The organism is Desmonostoc muscorum LEGE 12446, from assembly GCF_015207005.2.
Classification (GTDB): domain Bacteria; phylum Cyanobacteriota; class Cyanobacteriia; order Cyanobacteriales; family Nostocaceae; genus Nostoc; species Nostoc muscorum.
The window spans coordinates 3170738-3188458 of record NZ_JADEXS020000001.1 but is presented as its reverse complement, the minus strand read 5'-3'; the positions used below and the strand labels follow the sequence as shown (position 1 = coordinate 3188458).

Sequence of the window (17721 nt, the reverse complement as noted above, 5' to 3'; positions counted from 1 at the left end):
TATGGTAAATCGACGGATTGCAGAAATATTGCGGAGTGGTCAACCTGATGAGTCTCTCCAAGTTCAAGGCTGGGTGAGAACAAAACGTGAGTCCAAAGGATTTGCTTTTATTGAAGTTAATGACGGCTCATCGCTAGCTAATTTGCAAGTCGTCATCAATCAGGATTTGCCAGATTACGAACCTATCTTGAAAAAGCTGAATACAGGTGCTGCTGTTGAGGTGCGTGGGGTGTTAGTGGCTTCCTTAGGAAAAGGACAGCGGATTGAGTTGAAAGCAGAATCCATAACAGTCCACGGAGAAGCTGATCCCGATACATATCCCCTGCAAAAGAAGCGTCATTCCTTTGAGTTTCTGCGAACCATTGGACATTTGCGATCGCGGACTAATTCTTTTGGTGCGGTTTTTCGGGTGAGAAATGCTTGTTCGGCTGCAATTCACCAATTCTTCCAAGAAAGAGGCTTTTTGTGGGTACACACACCCATCATCACTGCTAGCGATTGTGAAGGCGCGGGTGAACTTTTTAGCGTTACTAGTTTGGATTTAAAAAATATTCCCCGCACTGAAAATCAAGCAATAGATTACAGCCAAGACTTTTTTGCGAAACCAACATATTTAACAGTTAGCGGTCAATTAGAAGCCGAAATCATGGCGATGGCGTTTAGCAACGTCTACACATTTGGCCCTACCTTCCGTGCAGAAAATTCCAATACTTCGCGTCATTTAGCAGAATTTTGGATGGTTGAGCCAGAAATGGCTTTTTGTGATTTAGAAGGCGATATGGATTTAGCTGAGGCGTTTCTCAAACACATTTTTAAATATGTGTTGGAAACTTGCCCAGAAGATATGGAATTTTTCAATGAGCGTATTGATAATACTGTGTTGGCAACAGCCGAGAATATTATTAACAATGAATTTCAACGCTTAACTTACACAGAAGCGATCGCACTTTTAGAAAAAGCTGATGTCAAATTTGAATATCCTGTCAGTTGGGGCTTAGATTTACAATCAGAACACGAACGTTACCTGGCTGAACAAAAGTTTAAAAAACCAGTAATCGTCACAGATTATCCAGCGAAAATAAAAGCTTTTTATATGCGCTTGAACGACGATGAAAAAACCGTCCGCGCAATGGATATTCTCGCCCCAAAAATTGGCGAAATTATTGGTGGTTCCCAGAGAGAAGAACGCTTAGAAGTTCTAGAACGTCGCGTACTAGCCCAAGGGTTAAACCCAGAGGAGTTGTGGTGGTATCTAGATTTGCGTCGTTATGGTACTGTTCCTCACGCTGGTTTTGGTTTGGGTTTTGAAAGACTCGTGCAATTCATCACCGGAATGGCAAATATTCGTGATGTAATTCCCTTCCCGCGTACACCGCAAAGTGCTGAGTTTTAGTTTAAGGATTTCAAAACTAAGCGATTAGAAATCAATACGGTTCAGTTAAGGGTTATTGGCGTGGAATATTGGTCTTTCAGACGCGATTCATCGCGTCTCTACATGAGGGTTTTGGGCTTAACTGAACTGTATTGTCACCTATTTTCTAAGTAGTGGGTCTCAATTCTCCACTATATTCATTCTGAATTCTGAATTCTGAATTCTGAATTCTTATTCAAGATTTTTGAATCTCCTGTTGTAAAACTTGAATTTGCTCAATAGATAATTCAGTAACTTCAGCAATTTGCTCTAAACTCATTCCAATTCGCAGCAAATTTAAAGTCAACTTTCTTGTTGTTTCTGCTTTACCTTCTGCTTTGCCTTCTGCTTTGCCTTTGGCTTCGCCTTCTTCTAGGATTTGTTGATAAATGACTGATTCGCGCATAATCTCACTCCTGAAAATTTTGCTAATTACATTTTTATTTAAGACTAGACCTGCTAAAATCCCACTGGCAGCAGCTATATTTCTTTGTAGCTGGCGATCGCTAATTGCTTCAACTGCTTTGGCTAGGTGGGTTAATACCATTGTAGGATCGTTTGTCTTACTTAGCACGGCAAAGGGTAGTAAACCTGGAGTAGTCATAAATATGTCTGTTGGCTGTTACCACAGGCGTATCACCTCAAACTGATGGTAAGTATTGTTTAATTTAAAACTATCTTGACTGACTAATTCTGAATTTGTTTTTCTTAAATAGATTACTACTTGACGCATTTCCTTGTTAGGAAAACGGCGATAAACCCTAACCCGATAATCTAACATCCTAAAGGGCATATCTTCATCAGGATCGGTTTGAAACTCGGTATGTAAAACTAAATTATCAGATTGTAATAAGATTAATGAGTCGGCGCGAATTGGTTCACTTGATAATTCAGTAGGGCTAAGTTCTGTTAGTTTAATCGGTGAACCTAGTAACCATGTTGCTAAATCATCTTTGAAGTTTTCGGCAATGAATTTACAAATATTGTCATACATGGCAGGCTTAAGTAAAGTTTATTAAATATTTTTGATAAAAATTAAATTTGTTGGAATTGGGTTTCCTCGTGTCAACCCAACCTACTATTACTACACCACTTTCCAAATGTATACAAAAAAGTAGGGACACAACCATCGTTGTAACCCTACAGATTGTTTATATTTAACTTTGATTCAAAATCAATATAAAATAACGATTAAGCTCGTTACTACTAGATTATGAGTAATTCTTCATCTTTATCTAGATTCCTGGTTTGGATTGAGTCTTGAAAGAAATGATGCGAAGCAAAACCTTCATCTCAGAAGTCGAATAGGAAACTACAATGGCAATTCCAGATAAACAGGTGAAATCTAATACTGATATTTTAGATAATAGACGCACCCAAACTCGCATCCAAGTTCGCATTCCTAAAGATCTGCATGAGGAACCAGTCATTTCACGACTGGTTTCTCACTACGGTGTCACAATTCTTATTGCTGCTGCTGAGTTAAGCGCAAACGCACCAGAATATAGTTGTTTCGACTTGGAACTACGAGGAACAACTTCCCAGATTGAAAGCGCTTTGACCTACTTAGATGAACTGGATTTAGAAGTTTTGCGTCAATCCAATCCTGAAGAAGATGGTTGGTAATCAATTTTGGATTTCGGATTTTGGATTTTAGGTTATCAATCCAAAATCCAAAATCTAAAATCTAAAATTGGCTATGCCATTTGATTTTCAATCGCCCACCGCGCCAGTTCAGTGCGGTTGTGGAGATTGGTTTTGCCCAACATATTGGACACATGGCTTTCAACTGTACGCTGACTAACGTTAAGTTCTTCAGCGATTTCGCGGTTAGCTAAACCCCTAGCTACAAACTGAACTACTTTCAGTTCGGTTGGGGTTAACTGCACATCAAAGGGAACTTGGATGCGGGAACCGTTTTCGCCTCCTTTTGCTTGGTGTTCTTTCCAACGGATAGTTTGTTTCAGTGAGGACTCAACTTGGGCTACGAGTTCTTCTGGTTCAAAAGGCTTGACCATATAAACATCAGCACCTTTGTTCAGACCTTTAACTCGGTCTGCACTTTGTCCTTTAGCTGAAAGGAAAAGAACTGGAATCCAGCTGGTGCGTTCGTTTTGCCGGACTTGTTCCACAAAAGTATATCCGTCCATTTCCGGCATCATCACATCGCAGATGATCATGTCTGGAACATCTTGCTCTAAAATTTCCAGAGCTTCACGTCCATTTTCGGCGGTGATGACTTCATATCCCCGGAATTCTAAGTAATCCTTCACCAGCAAGATGAGGTTAGGGTCATCATCAATCAATAGAAGTCGTTTGTGATCTTTCATGCTGGGCTCTTTCATAGCAGTGGCACTTGTCGCGCTTCGGTCCATCAAGGTCTTGAATATTTATCCTCTATGGTGGTTTATGTGAGATGTTGTCCTTTTGCCTACTTAACTTGCCTTTGCTGTCTCAAGTCTCAAAAATGCCGAGCACTTTCAAGAGACTACTAGCTCGATAGCAAAAGTCCAGCAAGGATACGTATAGCAGTAGTATCTATAATGCGCTATTATATATCGCTTTGAAAGTGACGAGCTAAAAAACACTGATTAAATAATAATCTTTCTGACTCACTAGTTAAGTATTGGCTTAAAGATGACCCTACCTCAAAACCAAGCCGCACTTTCTTAAAGCTTACTGCTATGACGTATCCTTCGGTTGTTAAGCCTCTATGAGGTGTTCACAAGAAACCAGGGAAGTTTCTGGCAAAGGATGGGTTAAAAATGCATATTCTTCTACCACCTTATTGCCTATTAAGTGTTCTTGGATGATCCGCTCAATAACTTCTGGGTTTGCTTGGCGATACCAGATCCCATCAGGGTAGACCACCATTATGGGTCCAGAACAACAAACCTGCAAGCAATTGGCTTTAGTTCTAAAGACGCAAATGGGATGACTTGCTTGCGGCTTGTCGAGTTTTAACTCTTTAAGTCGCTTTTTTAAGTACTCCCAAGATTCCAGACTAGCTCGTTTTGAGCAGCAGTTAGGAGTTGTTTGGTCAGCACAAATAAAAATATGTCGCTGAATTTTTGCCAATCCTAAACTTTCTACACAATTACTCAGGGCTTTATGTTCAAGAGACTTGGTGGTTTTGGGGATTTGATGGCTTTTCTGGATCACCTTATTCTTACTCATAGAGCGGCTCCCTGATTACAGTTCTATAACAATTTCCAAGCTTTGCAAATAAAGTTTACTGAGATGGGTACTGGGAATTGGGGACTGGGGATTGGGTACTGGGGATTGGGTACCTGGGATTGGGGCATTGGAAGAGGCGGGAAGCACAAGGGAAAGGCTTACTGCAACTTACCCTCTGCTCATCTCTACCTAGTCCCCAGTCCCCATTCCCCAGTACCCAATCCCTAGTCCCTATAAAAATATTCGTAGCTTGGGCAACAGAACCCGAAAGGTAAAAATAATTAAGCATTTATACTTAAGTACACCCAAGATATTCTAGTTCGGGAACCCGTACTTAAGAAAATCTTGCCATTGGACGCCGCTTTTAGGTAGATTAGCACTCAGGAGTTGAGAGTGCTAAACTCTGGAGAAAAACACATGGCAGCAATATCTTTAACCGTTTCTACAGTAAAACCTTTGGGCGATCGCGTTTTCGTGAAAGTGAGCGCCTCTGAGGAAAAGACCGCAGGTGGTCTGTATTTGCCCGACACCGCTAAGGAAAAGCCCCAGGTAGGAGAAGTAGTCTCCCTCGGTCCTGGCAAGCGTAATGACGACGGTAGCCGTCAAGAGTTGGAAATTAAAGTTGGTGATAAGGTGCTGTACTCTAAGTACGCTGGTACTGACATCAAACTAGGCACCGAAGAATATGTACTGCTTTCTGAAAAAGATATTTTAGCAGTCGTTATCTAGTGGGGAATGGGGAATAGGGAATGGGGAATAGGAAAGAGTTTTTCCGATGCCCAATGCCTAATGCCCAATGCCCAATTCAAAAAAAAATTGACTTAACTCCTTGAATTTAGACACCTATGGCAAAGCGCATTATCTACAACGAAAACGCCCGTCGCGCCCTGGAGCGAGGCATTGACATCCTGGCTGAGGCTGTAGCTGTTACCCTTGGTCCCAAAGGTCGTAACGTAGTCCTAGAAAAGAAATTTGGCGCACCGCAAATCGTTAATGACGGTGTAACCATCGCTAAAGAAATCGAATTAGAAGACCACATTGAAAACACTGGTGTAGCTCTGATTCGTCAAGCTGCTTCTAAGACCAACGATGCTGCGGGCGATGGCACCACCACTGCCACCGTTTTAGCTCATGCGATCGTCAAAGAAGGCTTGCGGAACGTTGCAGCTGGTGCTAACGCGATTTTGTTGAAGCGTGGTATTGACAAAGCTACCAGCTTCCTCGTAGAGAAAATTGCTGAACATGCCCGTCCGGTGGAAGATTCCAAAGCTATTGCCCAAGTTGGTGCAATCTCGGCTGGTAATGACGAAGAAGTTGGTCAGATGATTGCCCAAGCTATGGATAAGGTGGGCAAGGAAGGCGTAATTTCCCTAGAAGAAGGGAAATCTATGGTCACCGAGTTGGAAATCACTGAAGGGATGCGCTTTGACAAAGGCTACATCTCTCCTTATTTTGCCACCGACGCTGAGCGGATGGAAGCGGTTTTCGATGAGCCTTTCCTCCTGCTAACTGATAAGAAAATTGCTTTAGTGCAAGACCTCGTACCAGTGTTAGAGCAAGTAGCTCGTGCTGGTCGTCCTTTGGTGATTATCGCCGAAGATATCGAAAAAGAAGCTTTAGCAACCTTAGTAGTCAACCGTTTGCGCGGTGTACTCAACGTTGCTGCTGTCAAGGCTCCTGGTTTTGGCGATCGCCGCAAAGCTTTGCTAGAAGATATCGCCGTTTTGACTGGCGGTCAATTAGTCACCGAAGATGCTGGTTTGAAGCTAGATAACACCAAGCTGGATAGCCTGGGTAAAGCTCGCCGCATCACCATTACTAAGGACAGCACCACAATTGTTGCCGAAGGTAACGAAGTTGCTGTTAAGGCTCGTGTCGAACAAATTCGTCGTCAAATCGAAGAAACTGAATCTTCCTACGACAAAGAAAAACTGCAAGAGCGTCTTGCTAAACTTTCTGGCGGTGTCGCCGTGGTGAAAGTGGGTGCAGCCACCGAAACCGAAATGAAAGACAAGAAGCTGCGCCTAGAAGACGCCATCAACGCTACTAAAGCTGCTGTGGAAGAAGGTATTGTTCCTGGCGGTGGTACAACCCTAGCTCACCTAGCTCCGGAATTAGAAACCTGGGCGAACAGCAACCTCACAGGTGAAGAGTTGATTGGTGCGTTGATTGTCGTTCGTGCTTTACCTGCGCCTCTGAAGCGGATTGCTGAAAACGCCGGTCAAAATGGTGCTGTGATCGCTGAACGTGTGAAAGAGAAAGAATTCAACGTTGGCTACAACGCTGCAACAAACGAATTCGTCGATTTGTTAGCTGCTGGTATTGTTGACCCTGCGAAAGTGACTCGTTCTGCTCTGCAAAACGCTGCTTCGATCGCTGGTATGGTGTTGACAACCGAATGTATTATAGTTGACAAGCCTGAACCTAAAGACGGCGCTCCTGCTGCTGGTGCTGGTGCTGGTGGCGACTTCGATTATTAATACTTGATAGTCCCCTTTTTGTAAAAATAGCTGCTTCCTTTGCGGAGGCGGCTATTTTTTTTGTGTCAAGATTCAGGTGTTTAAAACGAGAAAATAACGAAATGGAAGATTACCAAGCTGCTTTTATGCAGCGTCACCTTGATACTGAAATATTATGTAGAAAGGAATCGGAAAGAAGAGTAGCCGCTATGCACTTTGGAGGTGTAACCATTGAGTGTTTATTAAAAGCAATGATTTTTGCTACCTTACCAAAGGGTGCAACTCAGGAATGGAAGACAGATTCTACTAATCCTGGGCATACTATTACTAATCCGGGACATAGTTACATAGAAGCATTAAAGCGGCACAATCGACTTAAATCTAGAATTGATAATTTTCCTGAAGTGCGAAAATGGCTTAATGAAGTGGAAAATCCAAATAGCCAAAATTTTATAGATATGCGTTATTGTGGCCTTGAGCCTGATGATGAAAGTTACAAACGCTGGCTAAAAGCTTATCAGAATCTCAAGGGGTGGTTACAAAAGCAAGCTACTCAACTTTAAAGAGGTGGTCAAATGCAGGAAAGTTGGCAGGTTTTGCTAAAACAGGAAATTACAAACCAGTATGTGCATAATTCAAAAGAATGGGTTGATTTAAATATTTCTACATCAGGTTTATTGAATTTGACTATTGTCAGCGATCGCTTTATTAATTTATCTATTCCTCAACGCAAAGAACAAATTTCTAACTTATTTAAATCACAAGTTCCTCATTTATCTGCTGGGTTTATTTCCTTATATACGCTTCAAGAAGCAGATTCACTAAATCTTTCAGCACCGCAGGCTTTTAATACAGCTTCAGTACAAACGTGGCAAGATTTAGCAATTCAAGCAGCTAATCCGCAAAATCAATTAACTACACCCCAGCGCGAACCTAGTTTACCCAGGACAGTGACATTTTATTCCTTTAAAGGAGGAGTAGGACGTACTACAGCATTAACTCATGTTGCTTGGATTTTAGCAATGCGGGGACGTAAAGTTGTAGCTGTTGATTTAGATTTAGAAGCACCGGGTTTGAGTACAGCATTCGACCTCAAACCACAACCAAAATATGGAATTGTTGACTATTTTTATGAGCGTTCCTACTTACCAGAAGGAATAGAGCCAAATATTTCAATTGCAGAAATATTTGGTGAAGTGAGAATACCTAACGCTACAGGGAGATTATTTGTTGTTCCTGCTGGTTTTCTTAATCTTGATTATGTTTCTAAGGTTGATGATCTCCATGCTACTACTGTTATTGATGGAGATCAAAGTCTTTGGTCTGTTTTTAAGCGTGAAATTTACGAACAATTAAAACCAGATATTCTCTTAATTGATTCCAGAACTGGAATTAATCAATGGGGAGCTTTATCATTAATCGAAGCTGCTGACGAAGCAATTATTTTCCTTTTCCCTAATGAACAAAATAAACAGGGTATAGAACTACTTTTACAATCGCTTAAAAGCCTGAAAAATTTATCAATGAATTTTGTTTTTTCTCCTGTACCTGATGTTACTAAAATAGGCTTAGCTAAAGTAACACAAATTTGTAAATCTTTGTTTAAAAGGATAGAAATAGTAAACAATGAAAAATCCCATAATGAGGAAGATATAGATAATTATCAATCAAAAATAGAAGAACCTTTAGTAGTTCCTTACATACAGGTAATTGCTTTGGCTGACAACTATCCTGTCCCCGCTTTACTAGATTACTATAATAAAATTGCCAATTTGATTGATGAAGAAACTGATGAACTCCAACGCCAAAATGTCTTAGCTAACTCAGAAAAACGCTGGACTATTATTGAAAGCCTGCAATTTCCTGAAGTAAATGCTGCTGATACAGAACATTTGGGTCTAATATTTCAGCGTACAACTGATTTTGAAAAATTCTTAGATGATACTACCTGTTTGATAAGAGGACGAAAAGGAACAGGTAAAACTGCTCTGTATTCGCTTTTTCTAAAACACAAAAGCGTTGGCCAAAAACTTGCTCATGGCCGATTGGATAATACTGTATTTTTGTCAGCACATGGTAGATTTAAGGAAAGCCGTCCCTCTCGTGATGAATTCCAAGTCATCCATCGAGATTTGCAGCAAAAGGATGGAACATGGGAATCTTTTTGGAGAGCTTATTTACTGCTGAGATGTCATCAAGAAAAATTATTTAAATTCCCTAGAAATCATAAATTTAGCGGATTGAAAGAAATTATTAATAAGTTACCTAAAGAAGGATGGCAGTATGAATCTACCCAAGCTTTGCTACAATTATCTACTGATTCTCATTTGCGACTTATCGTCAAAGATGTCATAAATATAATTAATCAAGAAGCCCAAAATAAATCTCAAAAACTGTGGTTTCTTTACGATGATTTAGATGAAGATTTTCGTCAAGCAGGAGAAGTAAGACAGCAAGCAATCACCGGCTTATTTCAATTGATTCAGTCTTGTGATGCCAACAGATTAACAGCAATTAGATTTAAAGTTTTCTTAAGAGAAGATATATGGAATCGCTTAATTTTCGACAACAAAAGTCATTTCAATGGACGCGATATTCTTTTACAGTGGACTAGGGTAGATTTTTTACGATTAGCACTGCGCCAAGTAATACAATCTCAAGATTTCAAGAACTTGGTTGATAAATTTTCTCCTATTGCTGTTGAAAGTATTGATCAAGCTAGTGAAGAAGTGATTGATAAAGCTTTAGAATTACTTTGGGGAAGTCGTCGCAGAACAGGAGACAAAGCTAAATATGTATCTCGATGGGTTTATGAACGATTAACAGACTCAAGTGGCACTACTTTTCCTCGGAGTTTAAGTATATTATTAGAAGGAGCAAAAGAGCAAGAATTAAGCTATAAAGGGAAATCATCAATCCAACCACCTACTGACCGTTTACTGCGAAGTAAATCTTTAGAATTCGGGTTGAAGAAAGCATCAGAAAAACGCTGTGATGAAATCCGAGAGGAATATCCTGATTTGGCTAATTTTTTTGAATCTCTCAAGTATAAATCAGCTTTTTTAACTCAAGATGAATTAGATAGTATATGGCAAGAGTCTGCACATGATATAGCAGATTTTGAAGAATTTGCTTCTTTTTTAAGTGAAATTGGCATTATTGAATGGCGCGAAAAAGACCAACGCTATAAATTTGCCGATATCTATGTATATGGTTTTGAGATGATACGTCAAGGTGCAGTATAAAAATATTTTTTATCGAACAGAATTCAGGAGTCAGGAGTCAGAATTCAGAATGAATTATGTACGACTGGCGGATGAATAACCTCTTTTTAGACCCCCACTAAATTGAAAATTTAGTGGTCTACCCTTCTCTGCGAGAGGCTGCGCCAACGGGTTCTCCTAAGGAGTACAATCAGTCGCGTGTCTGAATCCCCAACTGATAGCGTTCGCAAAGCGTCTCCAAGAGTTACGTTAGCGAGTCCCCGTTCGCTTTTAGCGTCTCGTAGAGAGCGTCTTGATTCTGAATTCTGACTTCTGAATTCTTCTTCAATTAAGAAAATCTTCAGGTTCAATACCAGCTTGCTTTAAAATAGCGTGTAATGTTCCCTCTGGCATATCACCAGAATGATTGGGAATAGTAGTATAACGATTAGTTTCAGCATTAAACCAGATTTCATGACTCCCTGCGGCTTGACGATGAAAAACAAAACCAAAGGTTTTTAATATTTTGATAATCTCTCTGTTGACTACTGACCTATAACTAAAGGATAGTTAAATTGTTCAGCTATTGGTTGCAAATAATGTAGTTGTTGATCTTCAGATTGTGCTTCTAATAACTTACGTGCTACATCACGGGCAATTTCTAAAGTTTCAGCAACAGTCCGTCCTTGAGCTACTAAACCTTGAAGCTCATCAGATGTTGCTAAATAAACGCCTTCAGGTAATTTCTCAATGTGGATGTTTAGCAATCTTTCCATTATTGTATATAAATGTTACTGTTTAGAACTGTTTAATTGTTATGATATCGCTTTTCTGAATTATAGCGATGTCTACGACGGGCTACGCCTACGCACTTCAACTTTGACATCAAAACCCATGAGCCAAATTAATCCTGAAACAATCGCCTTAGATACCTTAAATCCACTCAACCGATTTTCTGATAGAGCAGAGGATTATGTAAAATATTGACCAACAAATTATTGAGAGGTTTAAATAATTATATCAGCGCTTCAGTGATGAAAGTGGTTTTATGTACCTGGTTTATCGCACTAGCGTACACCTTGGCGAAGTAATTTAAAAATAAAAATGGGAATCATAATAAGTAGGGTGCGTTAATTCACTCTCAATAAATATCAGGATTCACATGGCACAACCAAAATATGAAGGTTATTGCGAATGCACTCCTACCAAATTAGTCAGAGAAAAGTTTGGAGATGCCAATGTTTATTTCCAAAATGCCAAAACACTGCTAACGAAAGCTACTGGTTTTATCGCTGCTTATGATTTTACCCTGAATCCTTATCGCGGTTGTCAATACGGCTGTAGTTATTGCTATGCTGCGGCGTTTAGCCCTAATACTAAAATGCGCCTTGACTGGGGTAAATGGGTAATTGTTAAGGAAAATGCAGCTGAAATTTTAGCTAAAGAGTTAGATAGTTGGTACAAGAAAAATCCTCACCAGCCTCCTATAATTTACATGAGTAGCGTTACAGATCCTTATCAACCGCTGGAGTCAAAACATCAACTGACTCGTAGGTTGCTAGAAGTAATGCTTGATTATCGTCCGACATTAGTGATTCAAACTCGCAGCCCAATTCTTGTCAGAGATATTGATTATTTACAAAGATTTCAGCGCTTGCGAATTAATATGAGCATTCCCACTGGTAGCGAATCAGTGAGAAAGGATTTTGAACCGCGATCGCCTAGTATTAAATCTCGATTAAATGCCCTGATAAAAATTAAACAAAGTATTGATTACTTCAAAGGTTTTATTCCCAAAATTTCTATAACTATTACGCCTTTACTGCCTACTTTCCCAACTGATGAAGCTAGTTTCATTGACAAACTAGCTATTGCCGATAGAGTTGTAATTCAAGATTTTCACCCCAGTCATCACCGTTCACTTGTAGCCTCAACCCGCCAAGAGGCTGAGGAAATTAAGCAAAAATATGCTTGGTGGTACGATCGCCAGCAATTAAGCTACATAAAATTTAAGGAAAAGTTAGTTTCTCAGCTTCCTAACATAGAAATTAAAGAAGGTAAAGAAGGATTTGGTTATGAATAATTTGATCGCCAATTGGTGGCGAAGTCAGCAGTTTAAATCAGCCCTAAGGAATGGAAATACTCAACGTGCAGTACAACTCTTGCAAGAAATTCAAAAATCAGGTGCAAGATTCTCATGGCTGGAAAGATTATTTAGAGACAAATTACAACTGGAAAGTTATTCTAAAGAAGATAAACGAGAAATTGCCAATTTAAGCAAAAAAATCACAGATTCACCGAAAGTAACTAATAATTTCTTAACTCCAGACGAAGAATTTATTAAATTCATTTCCAAAAATTTTCATTTAGTTCAACACGATAAATATAAACTCCAAGCTACTGGAATTGTTCAACGTATATTTGATGATTTTGAATCCAGGCTAGTTGAATATCTCCAAGAAGAATTGAGTAAGATTCCGGATCAACAGCTAGCTAGAAAGCTAGAAGATGCTTTTGATGATATTAATAACTTAAAAATTGGACAAGACCCAGATTACCGTTTTAGTTTGACACCTCATGTCTACTTGATGAAATATTTTTTAGAAAATGTATATTGTGTATATTTAGCCTGGTTTCTCATTTACCAGGATGGTTTATTACCCACTAAGATTAATATTCTTGATATTGCAGCAGGTCCAGGAACAGTTGCTTATGGTCTAGCTTTGCTTCTCCAAAGTAGTGGTGACTTTTTTCCTATTTCCCAGATGCACATATCCTACTACTCTTTAGAAAAGCAAGATGCCTTTCAGTTCCGAGGACTTCAGTTTTGGAGACGATATATAGAATCGCTGATAAATCCTGTAAATGCTTACTTTCGCTTTGTGACTACTGACTTCTTGACTTGGAAGGATCAATATAACAAATTACCCAAAAACTTTTTCGATTTTATAGTAATTTCTCACTGTTTTTTTACAGATACAGCTAAAAGAAATCAAGCAAATAATATCTACAGACAAATATTTAACACTAGTTTAAAAAATCAAGGCTATGTTTTGCTAATCGTTCAGGACAAAAAGTTATTCAAAGCCTACAATGCCTATCAAATAGAAGACCAAAATCAAGAAAATCAGGTGGTGAACAAATTAATTAAGGAGCTTGGCTTAGAGTTAGTTTGGTACAAATATTTAACCTCTACAGGTTTAAGAACACCTTTAGGTGGTAAGGATTTTGGTAATTTTGCCCAAGAAAGATTACCAAAGCAATTACATATGAATCTGATACTACAGCAATATTTCGATCAGAAGTATCAGTCATGCTATACATTAGACGATTATGTAATCTTGGCGAAAAAATAATGATAAATTGCAGGTAAGGCAGCAAGGTACGTAAAAAATGTAATGCGCCTAAAATTAATCTTTTTTTCTTTTGCCTAAAAATCCATGAATCAAAGTAATTCTGAAACAACCCCTCTACATACCCTAAACCCGCTCAACCGATTTTCTGATAGAGCGGAAGATTATGTCAAATACCGACCAAGCTACCCCCCAGCGGCAATTGATATTATCTTGGAAGGATTAGATAAAAATTTACAAATTGTAGCAGCAGATATTGGTGCAGGTACAGGAATTAGTTCCAGACTATTAGCAGAGTGTGGAGTTAATGTCATCGCCATTGAACCAAATGCGAGCATGAGAGAAGCCGCAGAACCACACCCTTTAGTAGAGTTTCGTGATGGAACAGCAGAATTTACCAACATTTCTGATAAATCTGTTGATTTAGTTACTTGTTTTCAAGCTTTCCATTGGTTCAATCCAGAACCAGCATTATCAGAATTTCATCGAATTTTAAAACCATCAGGACGTTTAGCAGTGGTGTGGAATAACCGCGATCAAGAAGATGCTTTAACGGCAGAATATAGCCGAATAGTCCGCGAAGCATCTAACAATCACCCAGCAGAATCAAGGATGCAGTCAGTAGAGCCACTGTTAGCAACTCCTCATTTTATCAACATCCGCGAATACATTTTTACTTATAGACAACAGTTAGATTTAACTGGACTTATTGGACGAGCTAAAAGCGTTTCTTATCTACCTAATGAAGGTTTAGCAGACAACAAACTTATTGATAGTTTTCAAGAATTATATCAGAATTTTCATGATGAAAGTGGTTTTGTGTACCTGGTTTATCGCACTAGCGTACACCTTGGCGAAGCAATTAATTAAATGACTTGTAACTCACAAACTACAGAAGGTTGGCATGGCAAACTGAATTTAGTTTACGCCGATCGCCAAAACACAACGGAATTAATTTACAATCACCAGCAAGCGCCTTTGAAGGTGCAACGACCATTTTATCCAGAAGGGCAAAAGGTTTGTCATAGCGTAATTTTACACACGGCTGGGGGAGTTGTGGGGGGCGATCGCTTGTCCTCTCATATCCACCTCCAACCCCATACACACGCCTTAATAACTACAGCGGCTGCTAGTAAGATATATCGCAGTAATGGCTTACAAGCTAGACAAAACACGCAGATACAAGTTGATACTGGTGCTTGTTTAGAATGGTTACCCCAAGAAACGATTTTATTTAACGGTGCGATTTATCAGCAAGATTTACGGGTAGAATTAGCAACCGGGGCTAGTTTTTTAGGCTGGGAAATTACTCGCTTTGGTCGCAGTGCTAGAGGAGAGAAATTCGATAAGGGAGAATGGCGATCGCATACTGAAATCTGGCAACAAGGTGTTCCTTTGTGGATTGATCGGCAATGGTTACCAGCTAGCGAGGAAGTTTTCCACAGTCCCTACGGCTTGGCTGGAAAACCAATCATAGGTAGTCTAGTTTGGCTTGGTGGTGCAGTTTCACCAGAAATGGTGGAAAAAATCCGAATTTTAGGAAATGGTGTCACTGAAATAGGTGTTAGCCGATTACAACATGGATTATTGTGTCGATATCGCGGTGATTCTACATCTGAGGTGAGAAACTGGTTTATTGATGTTTGGCAGCTGCTGCGAGTTTCTTTTTTGAATCGTGGTAAGTGTGTACCAAGAGTGTGGCAGGTTTGAACTACAGAGGAGGAGATCAGAATGCAATTGACGCCACAGGAAAAAGATAAGCTATTGATTTTTACAGCTGCTTTATTAGCAGAAAGACGTAAAGAAAGAGGTTTGAAACTGAATTATCCTGAAGCAGTTGCCTATATTTCTGCTGCTATTTTAGAAGGTGCAAGAGATGGGCAAACTGTAGCTGAATTAATGAGTTATGGCACAACATTGTTAACACGGGATGATGTGATGGAAGGAATACCAGAAATGGTACATGAAGTGCAAGTAGAAGCAACTTTCCCTGATGGCACAAAGTTAGTAACTGTACATAATCCAATTCGTTAGTTTTTTAATTTTAAATCTATTATGATTCCTGGAGAAATTATTACACCAGAAGGTGAAATAGAACTAAATGTTGGTCGTCATCCTATCAAATTATTAGTATCAAATACAGGCGATCGCCCCATACAAATCGGTTCTCATTTTCACTTTTATGAAGTTAACAACGCTTTAAATTTTGACAGAGAACAAGCACGAGGAATGCGCCTCGATATCCCGGCAGGCACCGCAGTTCGCTTTGAACCAGGCGATGAAAAAGAAGTGACGTTAGTTCCTTTAGTTGGTAGTCGCCAAGTCTACGGCTTCAACGGTAAAATTAATGGAAATCTCTAAAACCCTCAGCGTCCTTATGATCAGGACTTACGCAACTGGCACAATGCGATCGCTATTTATAATGCTAGCTAGCGCCAACAAAGATGAAGCGTGAAGTATCTTCATGCTTCACCTTTCATCTTTTACCCTCCAAGTTGATTCTTTCTACGCCAACCTAGTTTAACCACCTGACGACTACGAGCGATGGCCAAAGCATCATCAGGAACATCTTCTGTGATCGTGGAACCAGCAGCTACGTAGACATCATTACCCAAGGTAACTGGAGCAACTAAAACACTATTGGAACCTGTTTTAGTGCGATCGCCTATTTTAGTATGGTGTTTCTTCACGCCATCATAATTGGCAGTAATTGTACCTGCACCAATATTCACCTGATTACCGATAACACTATCGCCTAAATACGACAAATGTGCTGCATTTGTGCGATCGCCTAACTGCGTATTTTTTAATTCCACAAAGTTCCCCACACGACAACCAGCACCCACTTGTACGTGACCCCGCAAATGGGCATAGGGGCCAATTCGACTACCTGCTTGTACAGTGCTATCTGTAACCACTGAGTACTGCACTGTGACATTTTCAGCCAACTGGCTATTTTCAATTAAACTCCCTGGGCCAATGTGACTTCCTGTTTGAATCACCGTATTTCCGCGCAGATGAGTTTGGGGTTCAATAATTACATCTGGCTGTAACTCCACTGTTTCATCGATAGTTATACTTACAGGGTCAACAAGGGTGACACCTGCTAGCATCCATTTTTCCTTGACTCGCTTTTGCAAAATTTCGTAAGCTGTTGCCAGTTGCAGGCGATCGTTGATGCCAAGAATTTCTTGATCATCTTTTACATCCACTGCCATCACTTGTCCAACTTGAGTCACGGCATCAGTTAGATAATATTCTTTTTGGGCATTGTTTGCCTGTAGGTGAGGGAGTACCTTAGCCAAATTTTCCCAGCGAAAGCAATAAACGCCGGCGTTAATTCGGTGATTTTCTCTTTGGGCAGGAGTACAATCCTTGTGTTCAACCATTTGCTGGACAATATTTTCATCGTTACAAAAAACGCGCCCGTAACCTGTGGCGTCTGGTAGGTGTGAGGTGAGAATTGTGGCGGCGTTCTGATTTTGGGCGTGAGTTTGTAACATCTGCTGAAGGGTTTCACTACGTATCAACGGTAAATCGCCGTTGAGTACCAGCAAATCCCCAGTGTAATCTTCTAAGTAGGGAAGTAATTGCTGGATGGCATGACCTGTTCCTAATTGCACAGTCTGTTCGACAAACTCCAAGTTGGGGATTGAATGCATAGCAGCTTTCACTTCCTCGGACTGATACCCTACAATTACGATTCGCCGTGAGGGTGAAAGAGGTTCTACACTTTTGAGAACTCTCTCTACTAGCGATCGCCCACCCAAAGAGTGTAAAACCTTGGGTAAGCTTGATTTCATTCGTGTGCCGCGTCCGGCTGCTAGAATTGCTACAACTACCATAATTAGCTATCAGCTATCAGTAAAATTGAGATTAATGCTGTTGCTACTTCAGAGGATGTTTTAAAAGTAGTGCCTGAAGTATCCAAAACTTTAGATGCCTCTACGCATTTACCCCCTCTCCTTAAAAAGGAGGACTTTGAGAAGGTTATTCTCCCATTGGAAAGGCTTGATCGGGGGGATCTTGATACAACAGTAGACTTTACAAACATCCTCTCAAGATGTAGGCTCAAATATACCAGCTAATCATAGAAGACTGAAATGAGCAAAAGAGTA

General features: G+C 40.0%; 17 protein-coding genes and 1 pseudogene. 12 read left to right on the top strand and 6 right to left on the bottom strand.

Going from position 1 to position 17721, the window contains the following annotated elements; all coding sequences use genetic code 11:
• The first annotated feature begins 1 nt into the window (after window position 1).
• Complete coding sequence (gene asnS, locus IQ276_RS13710; RefSeq protein ID WP_193914603.1) at window positions 2-1393, top strand: asparagine--tRNA ligase; 1392 nt, start codon at window positions 2-4, stop codon at window positions 1391-1393.
• 214 nt (window positions 1394-1607) lie between these two features.
• Here asnS and IQ276_RS13705 read toward each other — a convergent pair.
• Window positions 1608-2405 (bottom strand): annotated as a pseudogene (locus tag IQ276_RS13705) (Rpn family recombination-promoting nuclease/putative transposase).
• A 323-nt stretch (window positions 2406-2728) separates the two neighbouring features.
• Between IQ276_RS13705 and IQ276_RS13700 the strand changes: the two are divergent.
• Window positions 2729-3037 (top strand): NIL domain-containing protein, encoded by a 309-nt coding sequence (locus IQ276_RS13700; protein WP_193914605.1) that lies wholly within the window; start codon window positions 2729-2731, stop codon window positions 3035-3037.
• Window positions 3038-3108: 71 nt separating this feature from the next.
• Here IQ276_RS13700 and IQ276_RS13695 read toward each other — a convergent pair whose 3' ends face one another.
• Complete coding sequence (locus IQ276_RS13695; RefSeq protein ID WP_012407592.1) at window positions 3109-3786, bottom strand: response regulator transcription factor; 678 nt, start codon at window positions 3784-3786, stop codon at window positions 3109-3111.
• Window positions 3787-4114: 328 nt separating this feature from the next.
• Window positions 4115-4588, bottom strand: a complete 474-nt coding sequence (locus tag IQ276_RS13690; RefSeq protein WP_228042876.1) for a (2Fe-2S) ferredoxin domain-containing protein — start codon at window positions 4586-4588, stop codon at window positions 4115-4117.
• Window positions 4589-5005: 417 nt separating this feature from the next.
• Here IQ276_RS13690 and groES point away from each other — a divergent pair, with 417 nt between their 5' ends.
• From groES to IQ276_RS13670, 4 genes are all read left to right on the top strand, one after another.
• The gene (gene groES, locus IQ276_RS13685; protein WP_190883693.1) at window positions 5006-5317 is read left to right on the top strand and encodes a co-chaperone GroES; all 312 of its coding nucleotides are present in this window, start codon (window positions 5006-5008) and stop codon (window positions 5315-5317) included.
• Between the two features lie 116 nt (window positions 5318-5433).
• Window positions 5434-7068, top strand: coding sequence for a chaperonin GroEL (gene groL / locus IQ276_RS13680; protein WP_190883694.1), 1635 nt, complete (start codon window positions 5434-5436; stop codon window positions 7066-7068).
• A 101-nt stretch (window positions 7069-7169) separates the two neighbouring features.
• The gene (locus tag IQ276_RS13675) at window positions 7170-7610 is read left to right on the top strand and encodes a hypothetical protein (protein ID WP_193914607.1); all 441 of its coding nucleotides are present in this window, start codon (window positions 7170-7172) and stop codon (window positions 7608-7610) included.
• 12 nt (window positions 7611-7622) lie between these two features.
• Window positions 7623-10292, top strand: a complete 2670-nt coding sequence (locus tag IQ276_RS13670) for a ParA family protein (RefSeq protein WP_193914609.1) — start codon at window positions 7623-7625, stop codon at window positions 10290-10292.
• Between the two features lie 303 nt (window positions 10293-10595).
• Here the strand turns inward: IQ276_RS13670 and IQ276_RS13665 are convergent, their stop codons facing one another.
• Both IQ276_RS13665 and IQ276_RS13660 read right to left on the bottom strand, forming a co-directional pair.
• The gene (locus IQ276_RS13665; protein WP_309245636.1) at window positions 10596-10781 is read right to left on the bottom strand and encodes a type II toxin-antitoxin system HicA family toxin; all 186 of its coding nucleotides are present in this window, start codon (window positions 10779-10781) and stop codon (window positions 10596-10598) included.
• A gap of 14 nt (window positions 10782-10795) precedes the next feature.
• Window positions 10796-11026, bottom strand: coding sequence for a type II toxin-antitoxin system HicB family antitoxin (locus tag IQ276_RS13660; RefSeq protein WP_193914611.1), 231 nt, complete (start codon window positions 11024-11026; stop codon window positions 10796-10798).
• A 386-nt stretch (window positions 11027-11412) separates the two neighbouring features.
• On the opposite strand from IQ276_RS13660, the gene IQ276_RS13655 reads away from it, so the two are divergent.
• From IQ276_RS13655 to IQ276_RS13630, 6 genes are all read left to right on the top strand, one after another.
• Window positions 11413-12333, top strand: coding sequence for an SPL family radical SAM protein (locus IQ276_RS13655; RefSeq protein WP_193914613.1), 921 nt, complete (start codon window positions 11413-11415; stop codon window positions 12331-12333).
• Window positions 12326-13606, top strand: a complete 1281-nt coding sequence (locus tag IQ276_RS13650; RefSeq protein WP_193914615.1) for a photosystem II assembly protein — start codon at window positions 12326-12328, stop codon at window positions 13604-13606. The genes IQ276_RS13655 and IQ276_RS13650 overlap by 8 nt, the downstream gene beginning before the upstream one ends.
• A gap of 84 nt (window positions 13607-13690) precedes the next feature.
• Window positions 13691-14473 (top strand): class I SAM-dependent methyltransferase, encoded by a 783-nt coding sequence (locus IQ276_RS13645; RefSeq protein WP_193914616.1) that lies wholly within the window; start codon window positions 13691-13693, stop codon window positions 14471-14473.
• Window positions 14474-15313 carry an urease accessory protein UreD gene (locus tag IQ276_RS13640; RefSeq protein ID WP_193914618.1) on the top strand — a complete coding sequence of 280 codons (840 nt, stop codon included), beginning with the start codon at window positions 14474-14476 and terminating at the stop codon, window positions 15311-15313.
• A 21-nt stretch (window positions 15314-15334) separates the two neighbouring features.
• Complete coding sequence (ureA, locus tag IQ276_RS13635; RefSeq protein ID WP_073640433.1) at window positions 15335-15637, top strand: urease subunit gamma; 303 nt, start codon at window positions 15335-15337, stop codon at window positions 15635-15637.
• 21 nt (window positions 15638-15658) lie between these two features.
• The gene (locus IQ276_RS13630) at window positions 15659-15964 is read left to right on the top strand and encodes an urease subunit beta (protein ID WP_193914620.1); all 306 of its coding nucleotides are present in this window, start codon (window positions 15659-15661) and stop codon (window positions 15962-15964) included.
• A 122-nt stretch (window positions 15965-16086) separates the two neighbouring features.
• On the opposite strand, the gene glmU is transcribed toward IQ276_RS13630, so the two are convergent.
• On the bottom strand, window positions 16087-17448 hold the full coding sequence (gene glmU, locus IQ276_RS13625; RefSeq protein ID WP_193914622.1) for a bifunctional UDP-N-acetylglucosamine diphosphorylase/glucosamine-1-phosphate N-acetyltransferase GlmU: 1362 nt from the start codon (window positions 17446-17448) through the stop codon (window positions 16087-16089).
• Window positions 17449-17721 lie beyond the last annotated feature (273 nt).

Bases quoted from the DNA above. Each gene is read 5' to 3' on its own strand.
- asnS (WP_193914603.1), top strand. From the start codon at position 2: ATGGTAAATCGACGGATTGCAGAAATATTGCGGAGTGGTCAACCTGAT.
- IQ276_RS13700 (WP_193914605.1), top strand. From the start codon at position 2,729: ATGGCAATTCCAGATAAACAGGTGAAATCTAATACTGATATTTTAGAT.
- IQ276_RS13695 (WP_012407592.1), bottom strand. From the start codon at position 3,786: ATGGACCGAAGCGCGACAAGTGCCACTGCTATGAAAGAGCCCAGCATG.
- IQ276_RS13690 (WP_228042876.1), bottom strand. From the start codon at position 4,588: ATGAGTAAGAATAAGGTGATCCAGAAAAGCCATCAAATCCCCAAAACC.
- groES (WP_190883693.1), top strand. From the start codon at position 5,006: ATGGCAGCAATATCTTTAACCGTTTCTACAGTAAAACCTTTGGGCGAT.
- groL (WP_190883694.1), top strand. From the start codon at position 5,434: ATGGCAAAGCGCATTATCTACAACGAAAACGCCCGTCGCGCCCTGGAG.
- IQ276_RS13675 (WP_193914607.1), top strand. From the start codon at position 7,170: ATGGAAGATTACCAAGCTGCTTTTATGCAGCGTCACCTTGATACTGAA.
- IQ276_RS13670 (WP_193914609.1), top strand. From the start codon at position 7,623: ATGCAGGAAAGTTGGCAGGTTTTGCTAAAACAGGAAATTACAAACCAG.
- IQ276_RS13660 (WP_193914611.1), bottom strand. From the start codon at position 11,026: ATGGAAAGATTGCTAAACATCCACATTGAGAAATTACCTGAAGGCGTT.
- IQ276_RS13655 (WP_193914613.1), top strand. From the start codon at position 11,413: ATGGCACAACCAAAATATGAAGGTTATTGCGAATGCACTCCTACCAAA.
- IQ276_RS13650 (WP_193914615.1), top strand. From the start codon at position 12,326: ATGAATAATTTGATCGCCAATTGGTGGCGAAGTCAGCAGTTTAAATCA.
- IQ276_RS13645 (WP_193914616.1), top strand. From the start codon at position 13,691: ATGAATCAAAGTAATTCTGAAACAACCCCTCTACATACCCTAAACCCG.
- IQ276_RS13640 (WP_193914618.1), top strand. From the start codon at position 14,474: ATGACTTGTAACTCACAAACTACAGAAGGTTGGCATGGCAAACTGAAT.
- ureA (WP_073640433.1), top strand. From the start codon at position 15,335: ATGCAATTGACGCCACAGGAAAAAGATAAGCTATTGATTTTTACAGCT.
- IQ276_RS13630 (WP_193914620.1), top strand. From the start codon at position 15,659: ATGATTCCTGGAGAAATTATTACACCAGAAGGTGAAATAGAACTAAAT.
- glmU (WP_193914622.1), bottom strand. From the start codon at position 17,448: ATGGTAGTTGTAGCAATTCTAGCAGCCGGACGCGGCACACGAATGAAA.